15 protein-coding genes are annotated in these 17074 nt (G+C 70.7%); 14 read left to right on the top strand and 1 reads right to left on the bottom strand.

The annotated features are described in order from the left end of the window. Nucleotide 1 precedes the first annotated feature (1 nt). From BM290_RS36715 to BM290_RS36700, 4 genes are read left to right on the top strand one after another with little or no spacing between them, the layout of a single operon-like run. The gene (locus BM290_RS36715; protein WP_093620554.1) at nt 2-940 is read left to right on the top strand and encodes an ABC transporter permease; all 939 of its coding nucleotides are present in this window, start codon (nt 2-4) and stop codon (nt 938-940) included. Continuing rightward, complete coding sequence (locus BM290_RS36710) at nt 937-1797, top strand: ABC transporter permease (protein ID WP_093620553.1); 861 nt, start codon at nt 937-939, stop codon at nt 1795-1797. Before BM290_RS36715 ends, BM290_RS36710 begins: the two co-directional genes overlap by 4 nt. Then, nucleotides 1794-3392 (top strand): dipeptide ABC transporter ATP-binding protein, encoded by a 1599-nt coding sequence (locus tag BM290_RS36705; RefSeq protein WP_093620552.1) that lies wholly within the window; start codon nt 1794-1796, stop codon nt 3390-3392. Before BM290_RS36710 ends, BM290_RS36705 begins: the two co-directional genes overlap by 4 nt. Beyond that, entirely contained in the window at nt 3389-4564 is a 1176-nt protein-coding gene (locus tag BM290_RS36700) for an acyl-CoA dehydrogenase family protein (protein WP_093620551.1), read from the top strand. Before BM290_RS36705 ends, BM290_RS36700 begins: the two co-directional genes overlap by 4 nt. On the opposite strand, the gene BM290_RS36695 is transcribed toward BM290_RS36700, so the two are convergent. Continuing rightward, the gene (locus BM290_RS36695; protein WP_093620550.1) at nt 4537-5583 is read right to left on the bottom strand and encodes an LLM class flavin-dependent oxidoreductase; all 1047 of its coding nucleotides are present in this window, start codon (nt 5581-5583) and stop codon (nt 4537-4539) included. The genes BM290_RS36700 and BM290_RS36695 overlap by 28 nt on opposite strands. Nucleotides 5584-5720: 137 nt before the next feature. Here BM290_RS36695 and BM290_RS36690 point away from each other — a divergent pair, with 137 nt between their 5' ends. From BM290_RS36690 to BM290_RS36645, 10 genes are all read left to right on the top strand, one after another. Continuing rightward, nucleotides 5721-6251: a DUF4395 domain-containing protein gene (locus tag BM290_RS36690; protein ID WP_093620549.1), complete on the top strand. Its 531-nt coding sequence runs from the start codon at nt 5721-5723 to the stop codon at nt 6249-6251. A 225-nt stretch (nt 6252-6476) separates the two neighbouring features. Further along, complete coding sequence (locus BM290_RS36685) at nt 6477-8198, top strand: ABC transporter substrate-binding protein (protein WP_093620548.1); 1722 nt, start codon at nt 6477-6479, stop codon at nt 8196-8198. Between the two features lie 52 nt (nt 8199-8250). Then, on the top strand, nt 8251-9204 hold the full coding sequence (locus tag BM290_RS36680; RefSeq protein ID WP_093620547.1) for an ABC transporter permease: 954 nt from the start codon (nt 8251-8253) through the stop codon (nt 9202-9204). After that, the gene (locus BM290_RS36675) at nt 9201-10064 is read left to right on the top strand and encodes an ABC transporter permease (RefSeq protein ID WP_093620546.1); all 864 of its coding nucleotides are present in this window, start codon (nt 9201-9203) and stop codon (nt 10062-10064) included. The genes BM290_RS36680 and BM290_RS36675 overlap by 4 nt, the downstream gene beginning before the upstream one ends. Next, entirely contained in the window at nt 10064-11671 is a 1608-nt protein-coding gene (locus BM290_RS36670; protein WP_093620545.1) for a dipeptide ABC transporter ATP-binding protein, read from the top strand. The genes BM290_RS36675 and BM290_RS36670 overlap by 1 nt, the downstream gene beginning before the upstream one ends. Nucleotides 11672-11679: 8 nt before the next feature. Continuing rightward, on the top strand, nt 11680-12888 hold the full coding sequence (locus BM290_RS36665; protein WP_093620544.1) for an LLM class flavin-dependent oxidoreductase: 1209 nt from the start codon (nt 11680-11682) through the stop codon (nt 12886-12888). Beyond that, nucleotides 12885-13808, top strand: coding sequence for an LLM class flavin-dependent oxidoreductase (locus BM290_RS36660; RefSeq protein WP_093620543.1), 924 nt, complete (start codon nt 12885-12887; stop codon nt 13806-13808). The genes BM290_RS36665 and BM290_RS36660 overlap by 4 nt, the downstream gene beginning before the upstream one ends. A 43-nt stretch (nt 13809-13851) precedes the next feature. Continuing rightward, nucleotides 13852-15051, top strand: a complete 1200-nt coding sequence (locus BM290_RS36655; RefSeq protein WP_093620542.1) for an acyl-CoA dehydrogenase family protein — start codon at nt 13852-13854, stop codon at nt 15049-15051. 11 nt (nt 15052-15062) lie between these two features. Continuing rightward, a complete protein-coding gene (locus BM290_RS36650) occupies nt 15063-16094 on the top strand; it encodes an aldo/keto reductase (protein WP_093620541.1) in 1032 nt (343 codons plus the stop codon). Continuing rightward, nucleotides 16091-17074, top strand: a complete 984-nt coding sequence (locus tag BM290_RS36645) for an aldo/keto reductase (RefSeq protein WP_093620540.1) — start codon at nt 16091-16093, stop codon at nt 17072-17074. The genes BM290_RS36650 and BM290_RS36645 overlap by 4 nt, the downstream gene beginning before the upstream one ends.

Below are 17074 nucleotides of genomic sequence, written 5' to 3'. Positions count from 1 at the left end.
CATGCGCCGCTACCTGATCAGGCGGCTGGGCCAGGCGCTGCTCGTCCTCTGGGCGGCCTACAGCCTCTCCTTCGCCCTGCTCAGCGCCCTGCCAGGGGATGCGATAAGCAACCGGATCGCGTCCCCCGACTCGGGGCTGACGGCCGAGTCCGGTGCGGTGCTGCTGCGCTACTACGGCCTCGACCAGCCGCTGTGGGAGCAGTATCTGCGCGGTATCGCCCGGGCCGCCCGGGGTGACCTCGGACTGTCGCTGCACACCGCGCAGCCCGTACAGGACCTGCTCGCCGACACCCTGCCGAGCACCCTGGCGCTCACCGGCCTGGCCCTGATGGTCGGGATCCTGCTGGCTGCGGTGATCGCGCTGGCGGTCAACTACCTGCCGTCGGCCCGGCTGCGAGGCCTGTTCGCCGGGGCGCCGTCGCTGTTCGCCTCGGTGCCCACGTTCGTGGTCGGCATCCTGGCCCTGCAGTATCTCTCCTTCACAGCCGGCCTGATCCCGTCGGTCGACGATGGTTCACTGACGGCTCTGCTGGCGCCGGCGGTCACGCTCGGGCTGGTGATCGCGGCGCCGCTGGCCCAGGTCTTCGGCGCCTCGATCCGCACCACCCGGTCCCAGCCGTTCGTGCACGTGCTGCACGCCAAGGGCGCGGGGGAGGGCTACATCTTCCGCAAGGACGTGTTCCGCAACTCGTCGCTGCCGGTGCTCACGCTGCTCGGCCTGGCGTTCGGCGAGCTGATCGCCGGGTCGGTGGTGACCGAGTCGGTGTTCGCCCGCGACGGCGTCGGCAACCTGGTCGTCGGCGCGGTCAACACCCAGGACCTGCCGGTGGTGCAGGGCGTGGTGCTGCTGTCCACCACGACGTACGTGCTGGTCAACCTGGCCGTCGACGTCGCCTGCCCGTTCATCGACCCGCGAGTGCTGGTGGGAGTGACCTCATGACCCTGATCGCCGAGGCCGAGGCGGAGACCCGCACCGCGCCACCGCGCCGGTCACGCCGACCTCTCGGCGATGCGGGCGTCTACCTGGCGGCGCTGGTGGTGGCCGTCGCCCTCCTGTGGGCGGTCGCTCCCAACCTGTTCACCAGCGCCGATCCGCTCGCCGTGCAGCCGGCGCTGCGGTTCCGGCCACCGTCGGCGGACCACTGGTTCGGCACCGACCAGCTGGGCCGCGACCTCTACACGCGGGTGGTGTACGGCGCCCGCGCCTCCCTGACCGGCGCTGGTGTGGCGGTTGCGCTGGCGGTGCTGGTCGGCGCGATCCTCGGCACCGTGGCCGGCTGGTTCGGCGGTGTCACCGACAGCGTGATCGGCCGGGCCATCGACGTCGTGTTGTCCATTCCCGGCTTCCTCTTCGCGATCACCATCGTGGTGCTGCTCGGGTTCGGCGTCCTGCAGGCCGCGGTGGCGGTCGGACTCACCTCGTCGGCCACGTTCGCCCGGCTGATCCGCTCCGAGGTACTGAAGGCCCGGTCCAGCAACTACGTCGAGGCGGCGATCACCAGCGGCGCGAGCACGTTCGCGATCCTGCGCCGGCACGTGCTGCCGAACTCGTTCACGGCCACGCTCGCCCTGATCACCGTGCAGTTCGGCATCGCCATCATCTGGATCGCGTCGCTGAGTTTCCTCGGCCTGGGCGCGCAGCCGCCGCAGCCGGAGTGGGGTCTGCTGGTCTCCGACGGGCGCAACTACATCGCCAGCCGCGGCTGGCTGACGCTGTGGCCGGGTCTCACCGTCGTCGCGGTCGTGCTGGCCACCAACCATCTCTCCCATCACCTGGGCCGAAGGAGAACGCCATGACCCTGCTGACCGTCGACGACCTGACCGTCGGGTACCGCGGTCCGAACGGCCTCACCCCGGTCGTGCACCAGGTGTCCTTCGAGGTCGAGCCGGGGCAGGTGCTCGCGCTGGTCGGCGAGTCCGGCTCCGGCAAGACCACCACCGGGCACGCGGTTCTCGGGCTGCTGCCGGCCAACGGCCAGGTGATCGGTGGCCGGATCCGGTTCCGCGACCAGGAGCTGACCGAACTGTCCGCCAAGGGCCGGCGCGACCTGCGGGGGCGGGCGGTCAGCCTGATCCCGCAGGACCCGGGCGTCTCGCTGGATCCGGTCCGGCCGGTCGGCGCGCAGGTGGAGGACGTCCTGCTGCTGCACACCGACCTGGACCGGGCGGCTCGTCGCGAGCGGGTGCACGAGCTGTTCGAGCAGGTCGGGTTCACCGACGTGGAGCGGCGCTACCGGCAGTATCCGCACGAGCTGTCCGGTGGCATGCGCCAGCGGGTGCTGATCGCCGCGGCCATCGCGGCCGACCCCGAGCTGATCATCGCCGACGAGCCGACCTCGGGCCTGGACGCCACCGTGCAGAAGCAGGTGCTCGATCTGATCGACGAGTTGCGGGCGCGCAGCGGCACGGCGGTGGTGCTCGTCACCCACGATCTGGGGGTGGCCGCCGACCGGTCCGATCTGATCGGCGTGATGCAAGGCGGCCGTCTGGTCGAAGCCGGGCCGACCGCGCGGGTCATCGGCACGCCGGAGCATCCGTACACCCGGAAACTGGTGGAGAGCGTGCCGTCCCGGATCGACCGGCGGCCCGCCGGGCGCCCGTCCGGTGACACCGTGATCGAGGTACGCGACCTGACCAAGGTCTTCGGCCGCCACACCGCCGTGGACCACACCTCCTTCGAGGTACGCCGGGGCGAGACCTTCTCCATCGTCGGGGAGTCCGGCAGTGGCAAGTCGACGACCGCCCGCATCCTGACCGGCCTGACCCGGGCCACCTCGGGCCGCGTGACGGTGCTCGGCGCCGACGTGACCGCGCTGAGCCGCCGCGGGTTCCGGCCACTGCGCCGCGACGTGCAGATCGTCCACCAGAACCCGTACTCCTCGTTCGATCCGCGTTTCGACGTCTTCGACGTGGTCGAGGAGCCGCTGCGCGCGTTCGCCCCGGCCCGGTGGCCGTGGAAACGGCGGGCCGCCCACGAGGACCGGGTGCTTGCCGCGCTGGAGGCGGCCGCGCTGCCGGCCGACTTCGCAGAACGGCATCCGCGGGAGCTGTCCGGCGGGCAGCGGCAGCGGGTCGCCATCGCCCGGGCACTGGTCCTGGAGCCGACTGTGGTGGTGCTGGACGAGCCGATCTCGGCGCTCGACGTGTCGGTCGCCGCGCAGATCCTGGCCCTGCTCCGGCGGCTGCAGGAGGACCGCGGGCTCACCTACGTGTTCATCTCGCACGACCTGGCGGTGGTGCGGGCCATCTCGGACCGGGTGGCGGTGATGAGCAACGGGCGCATCGTCGAACAGGGGCCGGTGCAGGACGTGTTCAGCAACCCGCAGCACGAGTACACGGTGCAGCTGCTCGACGCCATCGCCGGCCGCGACCTGCTGGTGGGTGCCCGATGAGCGCCGACCTGGACGGCATCCGGGCGGTCCTGGCCGAGCTGGCCGCGGGCGCGGGCGAGCGGGACCGGACCGGCGAGCACCCGTACGCGCTGATCCGGAAGCTCGCCGACGCCGGGTTCGGCAGGCTGCGCGTGCCGGTCGAGTTCGGTGGCTTCGACCTGCCCCTGCCCGCGCTGTTCGAGGTACTGGCCGAGGCCGGGGAGGCCGACTCCAACGTCCCGCAGATCTGGCGCGGCCACTTCACCACCACCGAGATCCTGCGGCGGGAGACCGACCGGGCGGTACGGGAGAAGTGGTTCCGGGCGATCGGCGAGGGCGCGATCTTCGGTAACGCCCAGTCGGAGCCGTCCGCGCTGGCCGCGGAGGGCACGGTGACTCGGGTCCGAACCGGCGCCGACGGTCGTCGGCAGGTGAGCGGCACGAAGTTCTACTCGACCGGGGCCCGGTTCGCCGACTGGATCCGGGCCGCGGTCACCGACGACGACGGCAACCGTGGGTTCGTGGTGATCCCGGCCCGGCATCCCGGGGTGACCCACGTCGACGACTGGGACGGCATCGGCCAGCGGCAGACCGGCAGTGGCACCACGATCTTCGCCGACGTGCCGGTCGAGGAGCTCGGCGACGTCGGCCGTCACCGGGAGGCGCTGGCCGGGCTCGACTCGTTCGTCCAGATCGTTCACCTGGCCAATCTGGCCGGGATCGCCCGCAACCTGGTCGCCGAGACCGTCACCCTGGTCCGCGGTCGCACCCGGACCAGCCTGCACGGGCTCACGGAGTCCGCCGCCGAGGACCCCGAGGTGCTGGGCGTCATCGGCACCCTCCAGGCCCGGCGGCTGGTCGCCGACACGCTGCTGCGCCACGCCGCTGAACGTCTGGAGGCCGCGCACCACGACGGCGACTTCACCCGCGCCTACCAGGACACCTCGGCCGCACAGATCGCGTCGATCGAGGCCGTCCTGGACGCCGCGTCGACCGCCTTCAACGCCCTGGGCTCGTCGGCCGCCCGCAACCCGGTGCACCTGGACCGGCACTGGCGCAACGCCCGCACGCTGGCCTCACACAACCCGGTGATCTACAAGCCACGGGTGGTCGGCGACCACCTGGTGAACGGCCGGTCGCCGGAACCCGGGTACTACCGGGGCCGTCAAGCCCTGAGCAGCGGCAGCAGTTGATCACCTTGCCGGCGGATCTCCGGGAGGTACGGGGTGTCGGAGAGCACGAAGTGGGTGACGCCGAGGCTCTGGTAACGGCGCAGCGACTTCGCCACGTCCTCGGCCGACCCGACCAGCCAGGTGGTGGCCGCGCCGCCGCCACCGAACTTGCCGGGTGTGGTGTAGAGGTTGTCGTCGAGCACCTCGCCGCGGGCGGCCAGGTCGAGCAGCCGCTGCTGGCCGACCGCCTCGCGCCGCTGGAAGTCACGGGGCGCACCCTGGTTGCGGGCCATCTGGGCGACCTTGGCCTCGGCGTCCGCCCACGCCTGCTCACTGGTGTCGCGGACCAGCGTGGTGATCCGCAGCCCGAACTCCAGTGGCGCGTGCTCGCGGCCCAGCTCCGCGCTGAGCCGCTTGAGCCGGTCGATGCGCTCGCCGACGCCGTCGAGCGGCTCGCCCCAGAACAGCTGCACGTCGGCCTCGGTGGCGGCGACCCGCTCGGCGGCCTCGGACGCGCCGCCGAAGTAGAGCCGCGGCGGCCTGGTGATGCGCGGTACGACCGTCGAGCCGGTCACCCCGAAGTGCTCGCCGGTGAAGGTGACGTTCTCCTCGGTCCACAACCGGCGCACCAGCCGCAGGAACTCGCGCGTGCGCCCGTACCGGTCGGCCTGGTCCTTCTCGCTGTCGCCGTAGGCGCCCAGGTTGTCCTTGCCGGAGACGATGTTCACCAGCACCCGCCCGCCGGAGAGGTGCTGCAGGGTGGCGGCCGCCGATGCGAAGTTCGCCGGCCGCCAGTAGCCCGGCCGGATCGCGATGAGGGGCTGGAACGTGGTGGTCCGGGCGGCCAGCGCGGTGGCCACGGTGAACGTGTCGGGCCGTCCCCAACCGGTGCCGAGCAGCGCGCCGCCCCAGCCGTGTTGTTCCAGTGCGCGGGCCTGTTGAGTGAGCGTGTCGAGGCTGTTGTGGCCCTCCACCACGTCGTCGCCACGGTGTCCGGGCGTGACCTGGTTGGGTATGTACCAGAGGTATTCGCTGCTCACGTGAGCCTCCTGGGCGTATCGACGAACGGCTGCGGCTGACGTCACTCCATAAAACCTATCGGTTTTGTAGGTGTCACGGTAGCGAGCATCGTGCCGGCCCGCGACCTCGGACCGGCCGCCATGCCTACCATGCCTATATGAATAATGGTCAAAAGAAGGTGCGCCGGTTGTTCGACTTCCCGGACCCGGTCAACGAGGTGTCGGCGCGGCTGGTCGCGGCCGGTGTGGGCGCGATGTGCCTGGTGTCCATCGCGTTCGACCTGCCGTGGCTGTCCGCGGTGATCGCATACGGCTTCGTGGCACGCGTGCTGACCGGTCCGACCCTGAGCCCGCTCGGGCAGCTGGTCACCCGAGTGATCACGCCCCGTCTGCGGTTGCCGGCCAAGCTCGTTCCCGGTCCGCCGAAGCGCTTCGCTCAGGGCATCGGTGCGGCGCTGTCGGTGAGCGCGGCCGTGCTGGCGCTGGGATTCGACAAGCGTCCAGCCGCCTATGTGCTTCTCGGGGCGGTGGCGGCCGCGGCAACTCTGGAGGCGGTGTTCGCGTACTGCCTCGGTTGCCGGATCTTCGCGGTTCTGATGCGTCTCGGCGTGATCCCGGAGGCGACCTGTGAGCGGTGCGGCGACATCTGGAGCCGGCCGCGGGATCTGACCGCAGGGAGCGGTTCCTGAGGCTGCCGCCGACCAGGGTCGGGGTGGCTGGTGAAGGATCGCGGGCGGCGAGTGGCTCGCCCTGCCGGGCGTGCATCGAGCCCGTCAAGGGATCCGTCCTGAGTCGCGGGACAAGGATTATCCTACTGAACCTATAGGGCTTATAGTTTGGCCAGACCTTGGCCGCCAACCTGCCGCCGGCCGTCTCTCTTCGCCATCCGACCCCGATCGAGCTGGGGGCAGACCATGTCTGAACTACGCAATTCCATCGAAAGTGCTGAGTCCCATCGTCGACGATGGCCTTGGATCGCGGGCGCAGCGACCCTCGCGGTCCTGCTCGCCGCCGGGATCGGGTTCGCCGTCACCCGCGGCGGCTCGGGCGCCGAAGCCGCTGACAACGGTGAACCGGTTCGCGGTGGCACCCTGCAGTTCGCCCTGATCGACTATCAGCGCAGCCCCGACCCCCATTGGGGCACCAACTACGCCGAATCGCTGATCGGCAACAACGTGACCGACAAACTCACCTGGCAGGACCCCGACACCGGCGAGATCACCCCCTGGCTCGCCGAATCCTGGCAGTACAACACCGACCTCACCGAGTTCACCTTCCACCTGCGCAAGGACGTCACCTTCAGCGACGGCACCCCGTTCAACGCCGCCGCCGTCAAGGCGAACTTCGACCAGTACGTGCGCGGTGACCAGAAACTCGGCATCAACCCGAACGGCGCGGTCCTGCTGCCCGGCTACATCGAGACGACGACGCCGGACGAATACACCGCGGTAGTTCGCTTCGCCAAGCCCCTGGCCAGCTTCCTGCAGGCGTCCTCGTTCACCGCGAACGCGCAGCCCGGCTTCCTGTCGCCGGCCACCCTCAAACTCTCCGACAAGGAGCGCACCGACCCGACCAAGGTGATCGGCACCGGCCCGTTCGTCTACGAGTCGTGGGAGGAGCAGGTCAAGACCGTCCTGGTCAAGCGCAAGGGCTACAACTGGGCCCCGCCGTCGCTCCAGCACCAGGGCGAGGCCTACCTCGACAGGGTCGTCCTCAACACCATCCCGGAGGCCAGCGTCCGCACCGGCTCGCTCGCCTCCGGGACCATCGACGCCACCCTCGACGTCGGCACCACCGACGAGAAGCCGCTCGCCGACCAGGGCTTCAAAATCATCTCGCGCAGCGTCTCCGGCACCGCCATCTACTTCAACTTCAACTCCCAGCTCTTCCCGACCGACGACATCGCCGTCCGCAAAGCCATCCAACTCGGGTGGGACCGCTCGGCGATCGAGAAGACAGTGCTCACCGACTCCTACTCGATCGCCACGTCGGTGCTGAACAAGTCGGTGCAGGGCTACGTCGACTACAGCGGCTCGGTGCTCAAGCACGACCCGGAGCAGGCCAAGAGCCTGCTCGACAACGCCGGGTGGAAGCCCGGGGCGGACGGCATCCGGGTCAAGGACGGCAAGCGGCTGCAGGTCAAGCTGCTCGGCATCAGCAACCTGGTGGTCAACAAGCCCGCGTACGAGTCGGTGCAGCAGGATCTGCAGAAGATCGGTGTGGACCTGCAGCTGACCGTCGTGCCGATCCCTGACTACGCGGCCCAGGTCGCCAAGGCGAAGACCGACTGGAACGTCACCGCCGCCAACCGGTCCCGCAACGACCCCGCCGCGCTGAACCTGGTCTACAACCCGAAGCTGGGCAACAGCAGCTTCCTCACCCAGGGCGCCTCCACCGGCATCGATGTCACCGAGGTCACCGCGGCGCTCGACAACCTCGAGACCACTCTGGACGCGACCAAGCGCGCCGCGTACGCCAAGACCGCCCAGGACCTGCTGGTGGAGAAGTACGCGCTGGTCAACCCGATCTACAACCCGTCGCAGGTGATCGCCCACGCCGACTACGTGCACGGCATCGTCTTCGACGCCCAGTCGCGCAACCACTTCGTCAACGCGTGGAAGAGCAACGGCAAGTGACCGCCGGTGGCCGCCGGACGCACCGGCGGCCACCCCAGCAGAGGGGAGCGTCGTGCTTCGCTATGTCGCGCTGAAGGTCGGCCGGGCCCTGTTCGTGGTCTGGGCGGCGTTCACCGTCACCTTCGTCCTGCTCTTCGTGCTGCCGGCGAACCCGGTGGACCTGCTGTTCGACCCCGCCGAGATCAACGCGATCCCGGACGAGGTCAAGGCGCAGGTGGCGGCGAACTACGGATTCAACAAGCCGGTCGTGCTGCAGTACCTGGACCGGTTCGGGCACGCCGTCATCGGTGACTTCGGCAACTCCGTGCAGTCCGGCAAACCGGTCACCCGGGCGATCCTCGATGTGCTGCCCAGCACCCTGGTACTCGCCTCCGGCGCGCTCGTGCTCGCCGTACTGATCGCCTTCGGCATCGCTCTGGTCGCGACCGCGACCCGGCGGCCCTGGCTGCGCAACCTCGTCGAAGCCCTGCCGTCCGGCGCGGTCTCGGTGCCGGTCTTCCTCTCCGGAATCCTGGTCCTGCAGATCTTCTCCTTCCGGCTCGGCTGGTTCCCGTCCTTCGGCGACGACGGCGTCAGAAGCCTGATCCTGCCGCTGATCACCCTCGCCGTCCCGGTGGCCGGACCGATCGCCCAGCTGCTCGTGCGCAGCTTCGGCACCGAACTGCACTCCGGTTACGTCACCACCAGCTGGGCCAAAGGCGCCACCCGCGGCAGCATCCTGGTGCGCGACGTGTTCCGCAACGCCAGCCTGCCGGCTCTCACCATCGCCGGTGTCACCTTCGGCAACCTGATCGCCGGCTCCGTCATCACCGAGACGGTCTTCGCCCGCCAAGGCATCGGCCGGATGACCCAGACCGCCATCAACACCCTCGACGTACCCCTCGTCGCCGGAATCGTGGTGCTCGTCGCGGCCAGCTTCGCCCTGATCAACCTGGTCGTCGACCTGATCTGCCCGGTCCTCGATCCACGGTTGCGGGCCACCCTGACAACCGGAGGGACCGCATGACCGCTCTGGCCACCGGCTGGGCCGGACCCGCCCGGATCCGCGCACACTCGCGCCGCCTCGGCGACCTGATCCGGCAGCCGGTCCTGGTCCTGTCCTGGATCGTCGTGCTGATCGTGATCGGCTGGGCGCTGTTCCCCAGCGTGTTCACCGATCACAGCCCGTTTGCCGGGGACACCACCGCCAGCTTCGTGCCGCCCAGCGCCGAGCACTGGTTCGGCACCGACCGGCTCGGCCGGGACCTGTTCGCGCGCAGTGTCTACGGCGCCCGCACCACGCTCACCGCCACCCTGCTCGCCGTGCTCATCGCCTTCGGCCTCGGCGCCGTCGTCGGCCTGTCGGCGGGCTTCGCCGGTGGCCTCGTCGACACCGCCATCATGCGAGTGGTCGACGTCTTCCTGGCCATCCCCAGCCTGCTGCTGGCCATGGTGATCGTCTCGGTCCTCGGTTACTCCACCAACAACATCGCCCTGGCCGTCGGCATCTCCTCGATCGCCTCGTTCGCCCGGGTCATGCGGGCACAGGTGCTCACCGTGGTGAACCAGGACTACGTCCGGGCCGCCTACGGCCTGGGCGTCGGCCGGCTCGGCGTGATGGTGCGCCACGTCGTACCCAACTCGCTGAGCTCGGTCATCGCGCTCGCCGCGCTCGAAGTCGGCACCGGCGTGCTCGCCGTCGCCTCGCTCGGCTTCCTCGGCTACGGCGCGCCGCCGCCGCAGCCGGAATGGGGGCTGCTCGTCGCCGAAGGCCGCGACTACGTGGCGGTTCACCCGTGGGCGTCGATCCTTCCCGGCCTGGCGCTGGCGGTCGTCGTCATCGCCACCCACCGGATCAGCACCTCGTTGCGCAAGGAGAACCGCTGATGTCCGACCCACTGCTGCGGATCACCGACCTGGCCGTCGACTACCGCACCGGGCGCCGCGACGGGACGCCCGCGGTGCGCGGGGTGAGCCTGCACGTCGAGCCCGGCGAGTTCGTCTCGCTGGTAGGCGAGTCCGGTTCCGGCAAGACCACCCTCATCCAGGGCGCGCTCGGCCTGCTCCCGGCCGCCGCGCGAATCCGATCCGGCTCGATCGAGTACTCCGACGTGGACGTCACCGGCTGGAACGACCGCCGGATGGCACTGGTGCGCGGAAACTACGTCGGTTTCATCCCGCAGGACCCGAACGCCTCACTCAACCCGGTCAAGAAGGTCGGTCAGCAGGTCGTCGAGGCGGTCCGCTTCAACCGGCCCAAGGGCGCCCCGGCCACGCACTACCGGCAGGCCGCGCTGGAGAGCCTGCGCACCGCCGGGCTCGCCGACGCCGAGCGAGTCTTCGGCCAGTACCCGCACCAGCTCAGCGGCGGTATGAAACAGCGAGCCCTGATTGCGATCGCGCTCGCCGGCCAGCCGAAGATCATCGTGGCGGACGAGCCGACCAGCGCTCTCGACGTCACCGTCCAGAAACGCATCCTGGACCACCTGGCCGGCCTGCGCGAGCAACTCGGCATCGGCATCCTGCTGGTCACCCACGACCTCGGCGTAGCGCTGGAGCGCAGCGACCGGATTCTGGTGATGCAGCACGGCGAAATCGTCGAACAGGGTCCGGTCACGCGCATCCTGACGGACGCCACCAGCGAATACACGCGACGGTTGCTCGCCGCGGCGCCGTCCCGGCACGCCGGCCGCCTGCAACCCACCCGGACGGTACGGCCGGACAGCTCCGGAGCCGTCGTGCTGCGAGCCGCCGGTCTCACGAAGAACTACCGCGACCTGCGTGCGCTCGACAGGGCAGATCTGATCGTGCGGGAGGGCACCACGCACGCCATCGTGGGCGAGTCCGGTGCCGGCAAATCCACGCTCGCCGGCATCCTGGCCGGCTTCACCAATGCCGACGCCGGCAGCGTTCAACTGCACGGCCGTGAGCTGACCGGACTGAACCGCAAACAGCTGCGCGAGGTCCGCCGCGACCTGCAGTTCGTCTTCCAGAACCCGTTCACCTCACTCGACCCGCGATTCACCGTCCGCAAGCTGATCGCCGAACCGCTGAAGGCGTTCGGCCTGCCCTCCGACGAGCGGGTCCGCGACCTGCTGCACGACGTGGCGCTCGACGAGACGTACCTGCACCGGCTGCCGGCCCAGCTCTCCGGCGGTCAGCGCCAGCGTGTCGCCATCGCCCGCGCGCTCGCCCTGAACCCGAAGGTGCTGATCCTCGACGAGGCGGTCAGCGCTCTGGACGTGTCGGTGCAGGCGCAGATCCTGCAACTGCTGGTCGATCTGCAGGCCGAACTCGGCCTCAGCTACGCCTTCGTCACCCACGACCTCGGGGTGGTGCGCCTGATCGCCGATGACGTGACCGTGATGAAGGACGGCCGGGTCGTCGAGAGCGGACCGGTCGAGCAGGTGTTCGCCGCGCCGGCCCACGAATACACCCGCCAGCTGCTGGCGGCCGTCCCCGGCGCGGACCTGGTGCCCGCCGTGCAGAGCTAGGAGCGCGCGTGCTGCACATCAACGTCAACATCCTCAACGCCGGTGTCTTCGGCGGCTCGTGGCGTTTTCCGGGCACCGACGGTCTCGCCGCCTACCGCATCGAGCACTACACCGCGATCGCCAAGAAGGCCGAGCAGGCCAAGCTCGACGCGGTCTTCCTGGCCGACGGGCCGGTGCTCGACCCGAGCGTACGGCACCGGCCCGGCAACAACCTGGAGCCGACCACGGTGCTGGCCCGCATCGCCGCGCAGACCGAACGGATCGGGCTGATCGGGACCCTGTCGTCGTCGTACAACGATCCCGTCGAACTGGCCCGGCGCCTCGGCGACCTCGACCATGTCAGCGGCGGCCGGTTCGGCTGGAACGTGGTCACCACGGCGGGGCCGCTCGCGGCGCGCAACTTCGGCCGCACCGCCGAACCCGACCACGGCTGGCGCTACCGGCGGGCGGCAGCCGTCGCCGCCCAGGTAGTCAGGGCGTGGGCCGAACGCGACGACCCGGTCTCACCGCAGGGCCGGCCGGTCGTGGTGCAGGCGGGCGGCTCCAGCGACGGGCGCCGCCTGGCCTCGCGCATCGGCGAGGTGATCTTCTCGGCGGATCAGGACCTCGGCCACGCCCGTGACTTCCGGGCCGAGATCCGCGCCGGAGCGGTCGCGTTCGGACGGCGCCCGGAGGAGATCGTGGTCCTGCCCGGCCTGTCCACGGTGGTCGGCAGCACCGAGGCCGAAGCCAAGGCCCGTCGGGAGCTGCTCGACGAGATCCTGCCGACGGCGTACGCCCGCGGCCGGCTCGCCGGTCAGCTCGGCATCTCCCTCGACGGGCTCTCCGACGACGAGCCGATCCCGGCCGAGCTGCTCGTCGACCCGGACGAGGCCGGCGGCTCGCAAACCTTCTACCGGGTGGTCAAGGAGATCATCGACCGGGACCGGCCCACCCTCGGCCGGCTGCTGAAACGGCTCTCCGGCGGTGGCGGGCACCGGATCGTGACCGGCACCCCGGAACAGATCGCCGACGACATCGAGACCTGGTACCGCGCCGGAGCGGCCGACGGCTTCAACGTCATGCCCGACGTGCTGCCGTCCGGCTTCGACGACTTCGCCGACCACGTCATCCCCGAGCTGCAGCGCCGCGGCCTGTTCCGCACCGAGTACGAGGGGTCCACCCTACGTGCCCACCTCGGTCTCGCCGTTCCCGCACTTCCGGAGGTCGCCGTATGAGTACGCCCATCCAGCTGGCCCTGGCGGTCGGCGGCCCGGGTCTGACGTCGCTCGCCGAAGCCGGCGCCGTCGCGTCCGCCGCCGAGCAGGCCGGTATCGCGGCGATCCGGCTCGCCGACCGGACGACCACGGGCCGGGTGCTCGACCCGAGTGTGGTGGCCGCCTATCTGGCCGGCCGGCACGGGGGAGTCGGTTACCTGCCGGTGCTGCCGACCACCGGCAACGCCCCGTACAACACGGCGCGACGGGTGCTCTCGCTGGACCGGGCCACCGCGGGCCGCGCCGGTGTGGTGCTGCGCCCGGGCCGCGGCGACGAGGTGAGCGAGGCCGGCGTGCCGGTGCCCGCCGCCACCGACCCGGTGCGGCGCTGGAGCGAGTACGCGCGGGTGCTGACCCGTCTCTGGGAGTCCTTTCCCCGCGCTGCGCTCGTCGGCGACCAGCACGGCGGTGTGGTCGCCGAGGACAGCCTGATCCGGCCGATCCGGCACGAGGGCGAGTTCTACCGGGTCGCCGGGCCGCTGGACGGGCCGTCGTCCGTGCAGGGCCGCCCGGTCCTCGCCGCCGACCTCGGCGTCCTGGACCCGGTGGCGGTGGCGGCGGTGGCCGACGTGGTGGTGGTGAACCGTGGCGACGCGGCCGGCACGGATGCGGTCCTGACCCAGGCCCTGCGGCTGGCCGGCCGCGACCGAGGCGAGGTCACCCTGCTCGGCCGGGTCGAGGTGAGCCGCCCGGAGGTGGCGCCCGGGCTGGAGCACCGGCTGCACTCCTGGGCGGACGAGCACCTGCTCGACGGCCTGGAACTGGTACCGGACAGCGCCGAGACGGCGATCGCCGTGCTGCGGGCGCTCACCCCGAGGCCGCCGGCGGCAACCTTGCGGGCCGCCTACGGCCTGCGCGACGCCCGGACGGTGCCGGCATGACGCTCCGCATCGCCGCTCCCGGCACTACTGAAGGAGGCACGCTGTGACCGCCGAAGTGATCGATTTCCGGTACACCGTGGCCGGCATCCGCGCCGGCGCCGAACCGATCCTGCGCCGCCTCGCCGCCGGCGCCCGGGACCGCGAACTCACCCGCACCTACGCTCACCAGGAGGTCCGCGCCCTCGCCGAGCAGCGGATCACCCTGGTCGGCATCGCCGAGGCGGACGGCGGCGCCGGCGGCACCCTGCGCGACGTCGCCGACCTGATCATCGCGATCGCCCGGGCCGACTCCAATGTCGCCCAGGCGCTGCGCAGCAGCTTCCTCACCGCCAACCAGGTGGCCGCGCGCCGCGATCTGCCGAACCGGGCGGTCATCCTGCGGCGGCTGCGCGACGGCGACCTGTTCGCCGGGACCAACAACGAGCGCAGCGGAGGCGCGAACGGCACGGTGCACACCACCATCCGCCGCGACGGTGACGGATATCTGGTCAACGGCGAGAAGTACTACTCGACCGGCGGCCTCTACGCCTCCTGGTTCACCGGGACCGCGCAGGGCGAGGACGGGGTCGTCTACGGCTTCACCGTTCCGGTCGACCGCGACGGCGTCGAACGCCTCGACGACTTCGACGCGATCGGACAGCGGCTCACCGCGAGCGGCACCACCCGGCTGCGCGATGTGCGGGTCAGCGCCGAGGACGTGGTGCCGCGCGACAACAGCCGGCTGGACAACCCGTGGCTCGGCTCGTTCGCCCAGCTGTACCTCGCCGCGGTGGAGGCCGGGATCGCCGCGGCCGTGCTCGACGACGCCGTCTGGTTCGGCCGGGAGAGGGCCCGGCCCATCAAGCACAGCACGGCGGACAAGAGCGTCGACGACCCGTACGTGCGGCACACGGTCGGCGAGATAGCGGCCCGCGCCCACGCCGCCCGCTCCGTCGTCCTGCTCGCGGCCGAGACGCTCCAGGGCGTACGCCATCTCGAGGGTGCCCGGGCACGCGCCTCGGGCGCGGAGGCCGCGGTGACCGTCGCCCAGACCGGCGTGATCGCCGTGGAGAGCGCGCTGCGCGCCGCCGAGCTGTTGTTCGACGTCGGCGGCGGCTCGGCGACCAACCGGGACCTCGCCCTCGACCGGCACTGGCGCAATGCCCGCACGGTCGCCAACCACAACCCGCGCGACTGGAAAACGGCGGTGGCCGGCGCCTACCGGCTCGCCGGCGAGGAACCCCCCACCACCGGACTGTTCTGAAAGGAACCGCGATGACCGTCAAGACCGACCGGGTGCTCGGGCGCACCGGCGTACGGCTCAGCCCGCTCACGCTCGGCACCATGAACTTCGGCCGATGGCAGGACGAGGCCGAAAGCATCCGGATCATCCACGCCGCGCTGGACGCGGGCATCACCGCGATCGACACCGCCGACGTCTACGCCCAGGGTGTCTCGGAGCAGATCGTCGGCAAGGCGATCCAGGGCCGCCGCGACGACGTCTTCCTGGCCACCAAGTTCCACGGCCAGATCGGCGACAACCCGCTGCACGCCGGCAACTCCCGCCGCTGGATCGTCCAGGCCGTCGAAGGCAGCCTGCGCCGGCTCGGCACCGACCACCTCGACCTTTACCAGGCACACCGGCCCGACCCCCATACCGACCTGCTGGAGACACTGCAGGCGCTCAACGACCTGATCCACCAGGGCAAGATCCGCTACTACGGCACCTCGGTCTTCCCGGCCCATCAACTCGTCGAGGCCCAGTGGCTGGCCCGTACCCACTCGCTGATCGGCCCGCACACCGAGCAACTGCCCTACTCGCTGCTGGTGCGCAGCGCCGAGCGCGAGGTCTTCCCGGTCGTGCGGAACCACGGGGTGGGCGTGCTCAGCTACGGCCCACTCGCCGCGGGCTGGCTCTCCGGCGCCTACCGGCTCGGCGCCGGACAACCCGCGTCGGCACGCGCCGACCTGATCCCCGGACGCTTCGACATCGCCCTGGAACGCAACCAGCGCAAGCTCGCCGCCGCCGACGCCCTCGCGCAACTCGCCGAGAAACACGGGCTGACCCTCGTCCAGCTGGCGGTGGCGTTCGCGCTGAACCATCCCGCGATCAGCAGCGTCATCATCGGACCTCGTACCGGCGAACACCTCGAGGCGTACCTGAGAGCCGCCACCGTCGTGCTCGACGACGAGGTGCTCGACCGCATCGACGAGATCGTCGACCCCGGCACCCACTTCCTGGAACGCGACACCGGTCGCGACACCCCGTCACTACAGCCCACCGCCCTGCGAAGGAGCCACGTATGAGCACCCTGCCCTACCGCCGTGCCGGAAGATCCGGCCTCGACCTCTCCGCCTTCTCCTTCGGGCTGTGGCAGAAATTCGGCACCGACTACCCGTTCCAGACCCAGCGCGAGATCATCCTGCACGCCTTCGAACTCGGCATCACCCACTTCGACAACGCCGACCGATACGGCCCGCCGCACCGCGCCGCACAGAAGCTGTTCGGCCGGATCCTGCAACGGGACCTGGCCGCGCACCGGGACGAACTGATCCTGTCCACCAAGGCCGGCAATCCGATCGGCGCGAGCCCCTACCTGCAGGGCGGCTCCCGCAAATCGCTGCTCGGCTCCCTCGACCACAGCCTGCGCGACCTCGGCACCGACTACGTCGACATCTTCTACCACCACCGCCAGGACGACAGCACCCCACTGGAGGAGACGGCCGGCGCCCTGGTCAGCGCAGTGCAGCAAGGCAAAGCCCTCTATGTCGGAGTCTCCAACTACGACACCGAACGTGCCCATGAGATCGCCGGGCTGCTGCGTGGCGCCGGCGTACCGCTGCTGGTCCACCAGCCCCGATACTCGATCTTCGACCGGCGTCCGGAACTCAACGGCCTGCTCGAGCAGGCGGCCGCGGACGGCTTCGGGCTGGTGGTCTACTCGCCGCTGGCCCAAGGGCTGCTGACCGACAAGTACCTCGACGGCATCCCGGCAGGCGCCCGAGCCCAGAACAGCGCGTTCCTCAAGCCCGACGTCATCGACGACACCTACCGGCAACGGGCCACCGCGCTCGACAAGCTCGCCTCCGAGCGCGGCCAGTCCCTCGCCCAGCTGGCCCTGCAGTGGGTGCTGCGGCGCCCGGAGGTGACCTCGGCCCTGATCGGAGCCAGCTCCACCGCCCAGCTCGACCACAACGTCCAGGCGCTCGACTTCCCGGAACTCACCGCGGAGGAGCTGACGCTGATCGACGAACACGGTGTGCACGGCACCGGCCTGCGGCTCTGA

Origin of the sequence: Actinoplanes philippinensis (assembly GCF_900113015.1) — a bacterium.
GTDB lineage: Bacteria > Actinomycetota > Actinomycetes > Mycobacteriales > Micromonosporaceae > Actinoplanes > Actinoplanes philippinensis.
Note: the sequence above shows the minus strand (reverse complement) of the source record. Positions and strands in the feature narration are given on the sequence as shown.

Excerpts from the sequence above, each read along its gene's own strand:
- BM290_RS36715 (WP_093620554.1), top strand. The coding sequence starts at position 2 with ATGCGCCGCTACCTGATCAGGCGGCTGGGCCAGGCGCTGCTCGTCCTC.
- BM290_RS36710 (WP_093620553.1), top strand. The coding sequence starts at position 937 with ATGACCCTGATCGCCGAGGCCGAGGCGGAGACCCGCACCGCGCCACCG.
- BM290_RS36705 (WP_093620552.1), top strand. The coding sequence starts at position 1,794 with ATGACCCTGCTGACCGTCGACGACCTGACCGTCGGGTACCGCGGTCCG.
- BM290_RS36700 (WP_093620551.1), top strand. The coding sequence starts at position 3,389 with ATGAGCGCCGACCTGGACGGCATCCGGGCGGTCCTGGCCGAGCTGGCC.
- BM290_RS36690 (WP_093620549.1), top strand. The coding sequence starts at position 5,721 with ATGAATAATGGTCAAAAGAAGGTGCGCCGGTTGTTCGACTTCCCGGAC.
- BM290_RS36685 (WP_093620548.1), top strand. The coding sequence starts at position 6,477 with ATGTCTGAACTACGCAATTCCATCGAAAGTGCTGAGTCCCATCGTCGA.
- BM290_RS36675 (WP_093620546.1), top strand. The coding sequence starts at position 9,201 with ATGACCGCTCTGGCCACCGGCTGGGCCGGACCCGCCCGGATCCGCGCA.
- BM290_RS36670 (WP_093620545.1), top strand. The coding sequence starts at position 10,064 with ATGTCCGACCCACTGCTGCGGATCACCGACCTGGCCGTCGACTACCGC.
- BM290_RS36660 (WP_093620543.1), top strand. The coding sequence starts at position 12,885 with ATGAGTACGCCCATCCAGCTGGCCCTGGCGGTCGGCGGCCCGGGTCTG.
- BM290_RS36650 (WP_093620541.1), top strand. The coding sequence starts at position 15,063 with ATGACCGTCAAGACCGACCGGGTGCTCGGGCGCACCGGCGTACGGCTC.
- BM290_RS36645 (WP_093620540.1), top strand. The coding sequence starts at position 16,091 with ATGAGCACCCTGCCCTACCGCCGTGCCGGAAGATCCGGCCTCGACCTC.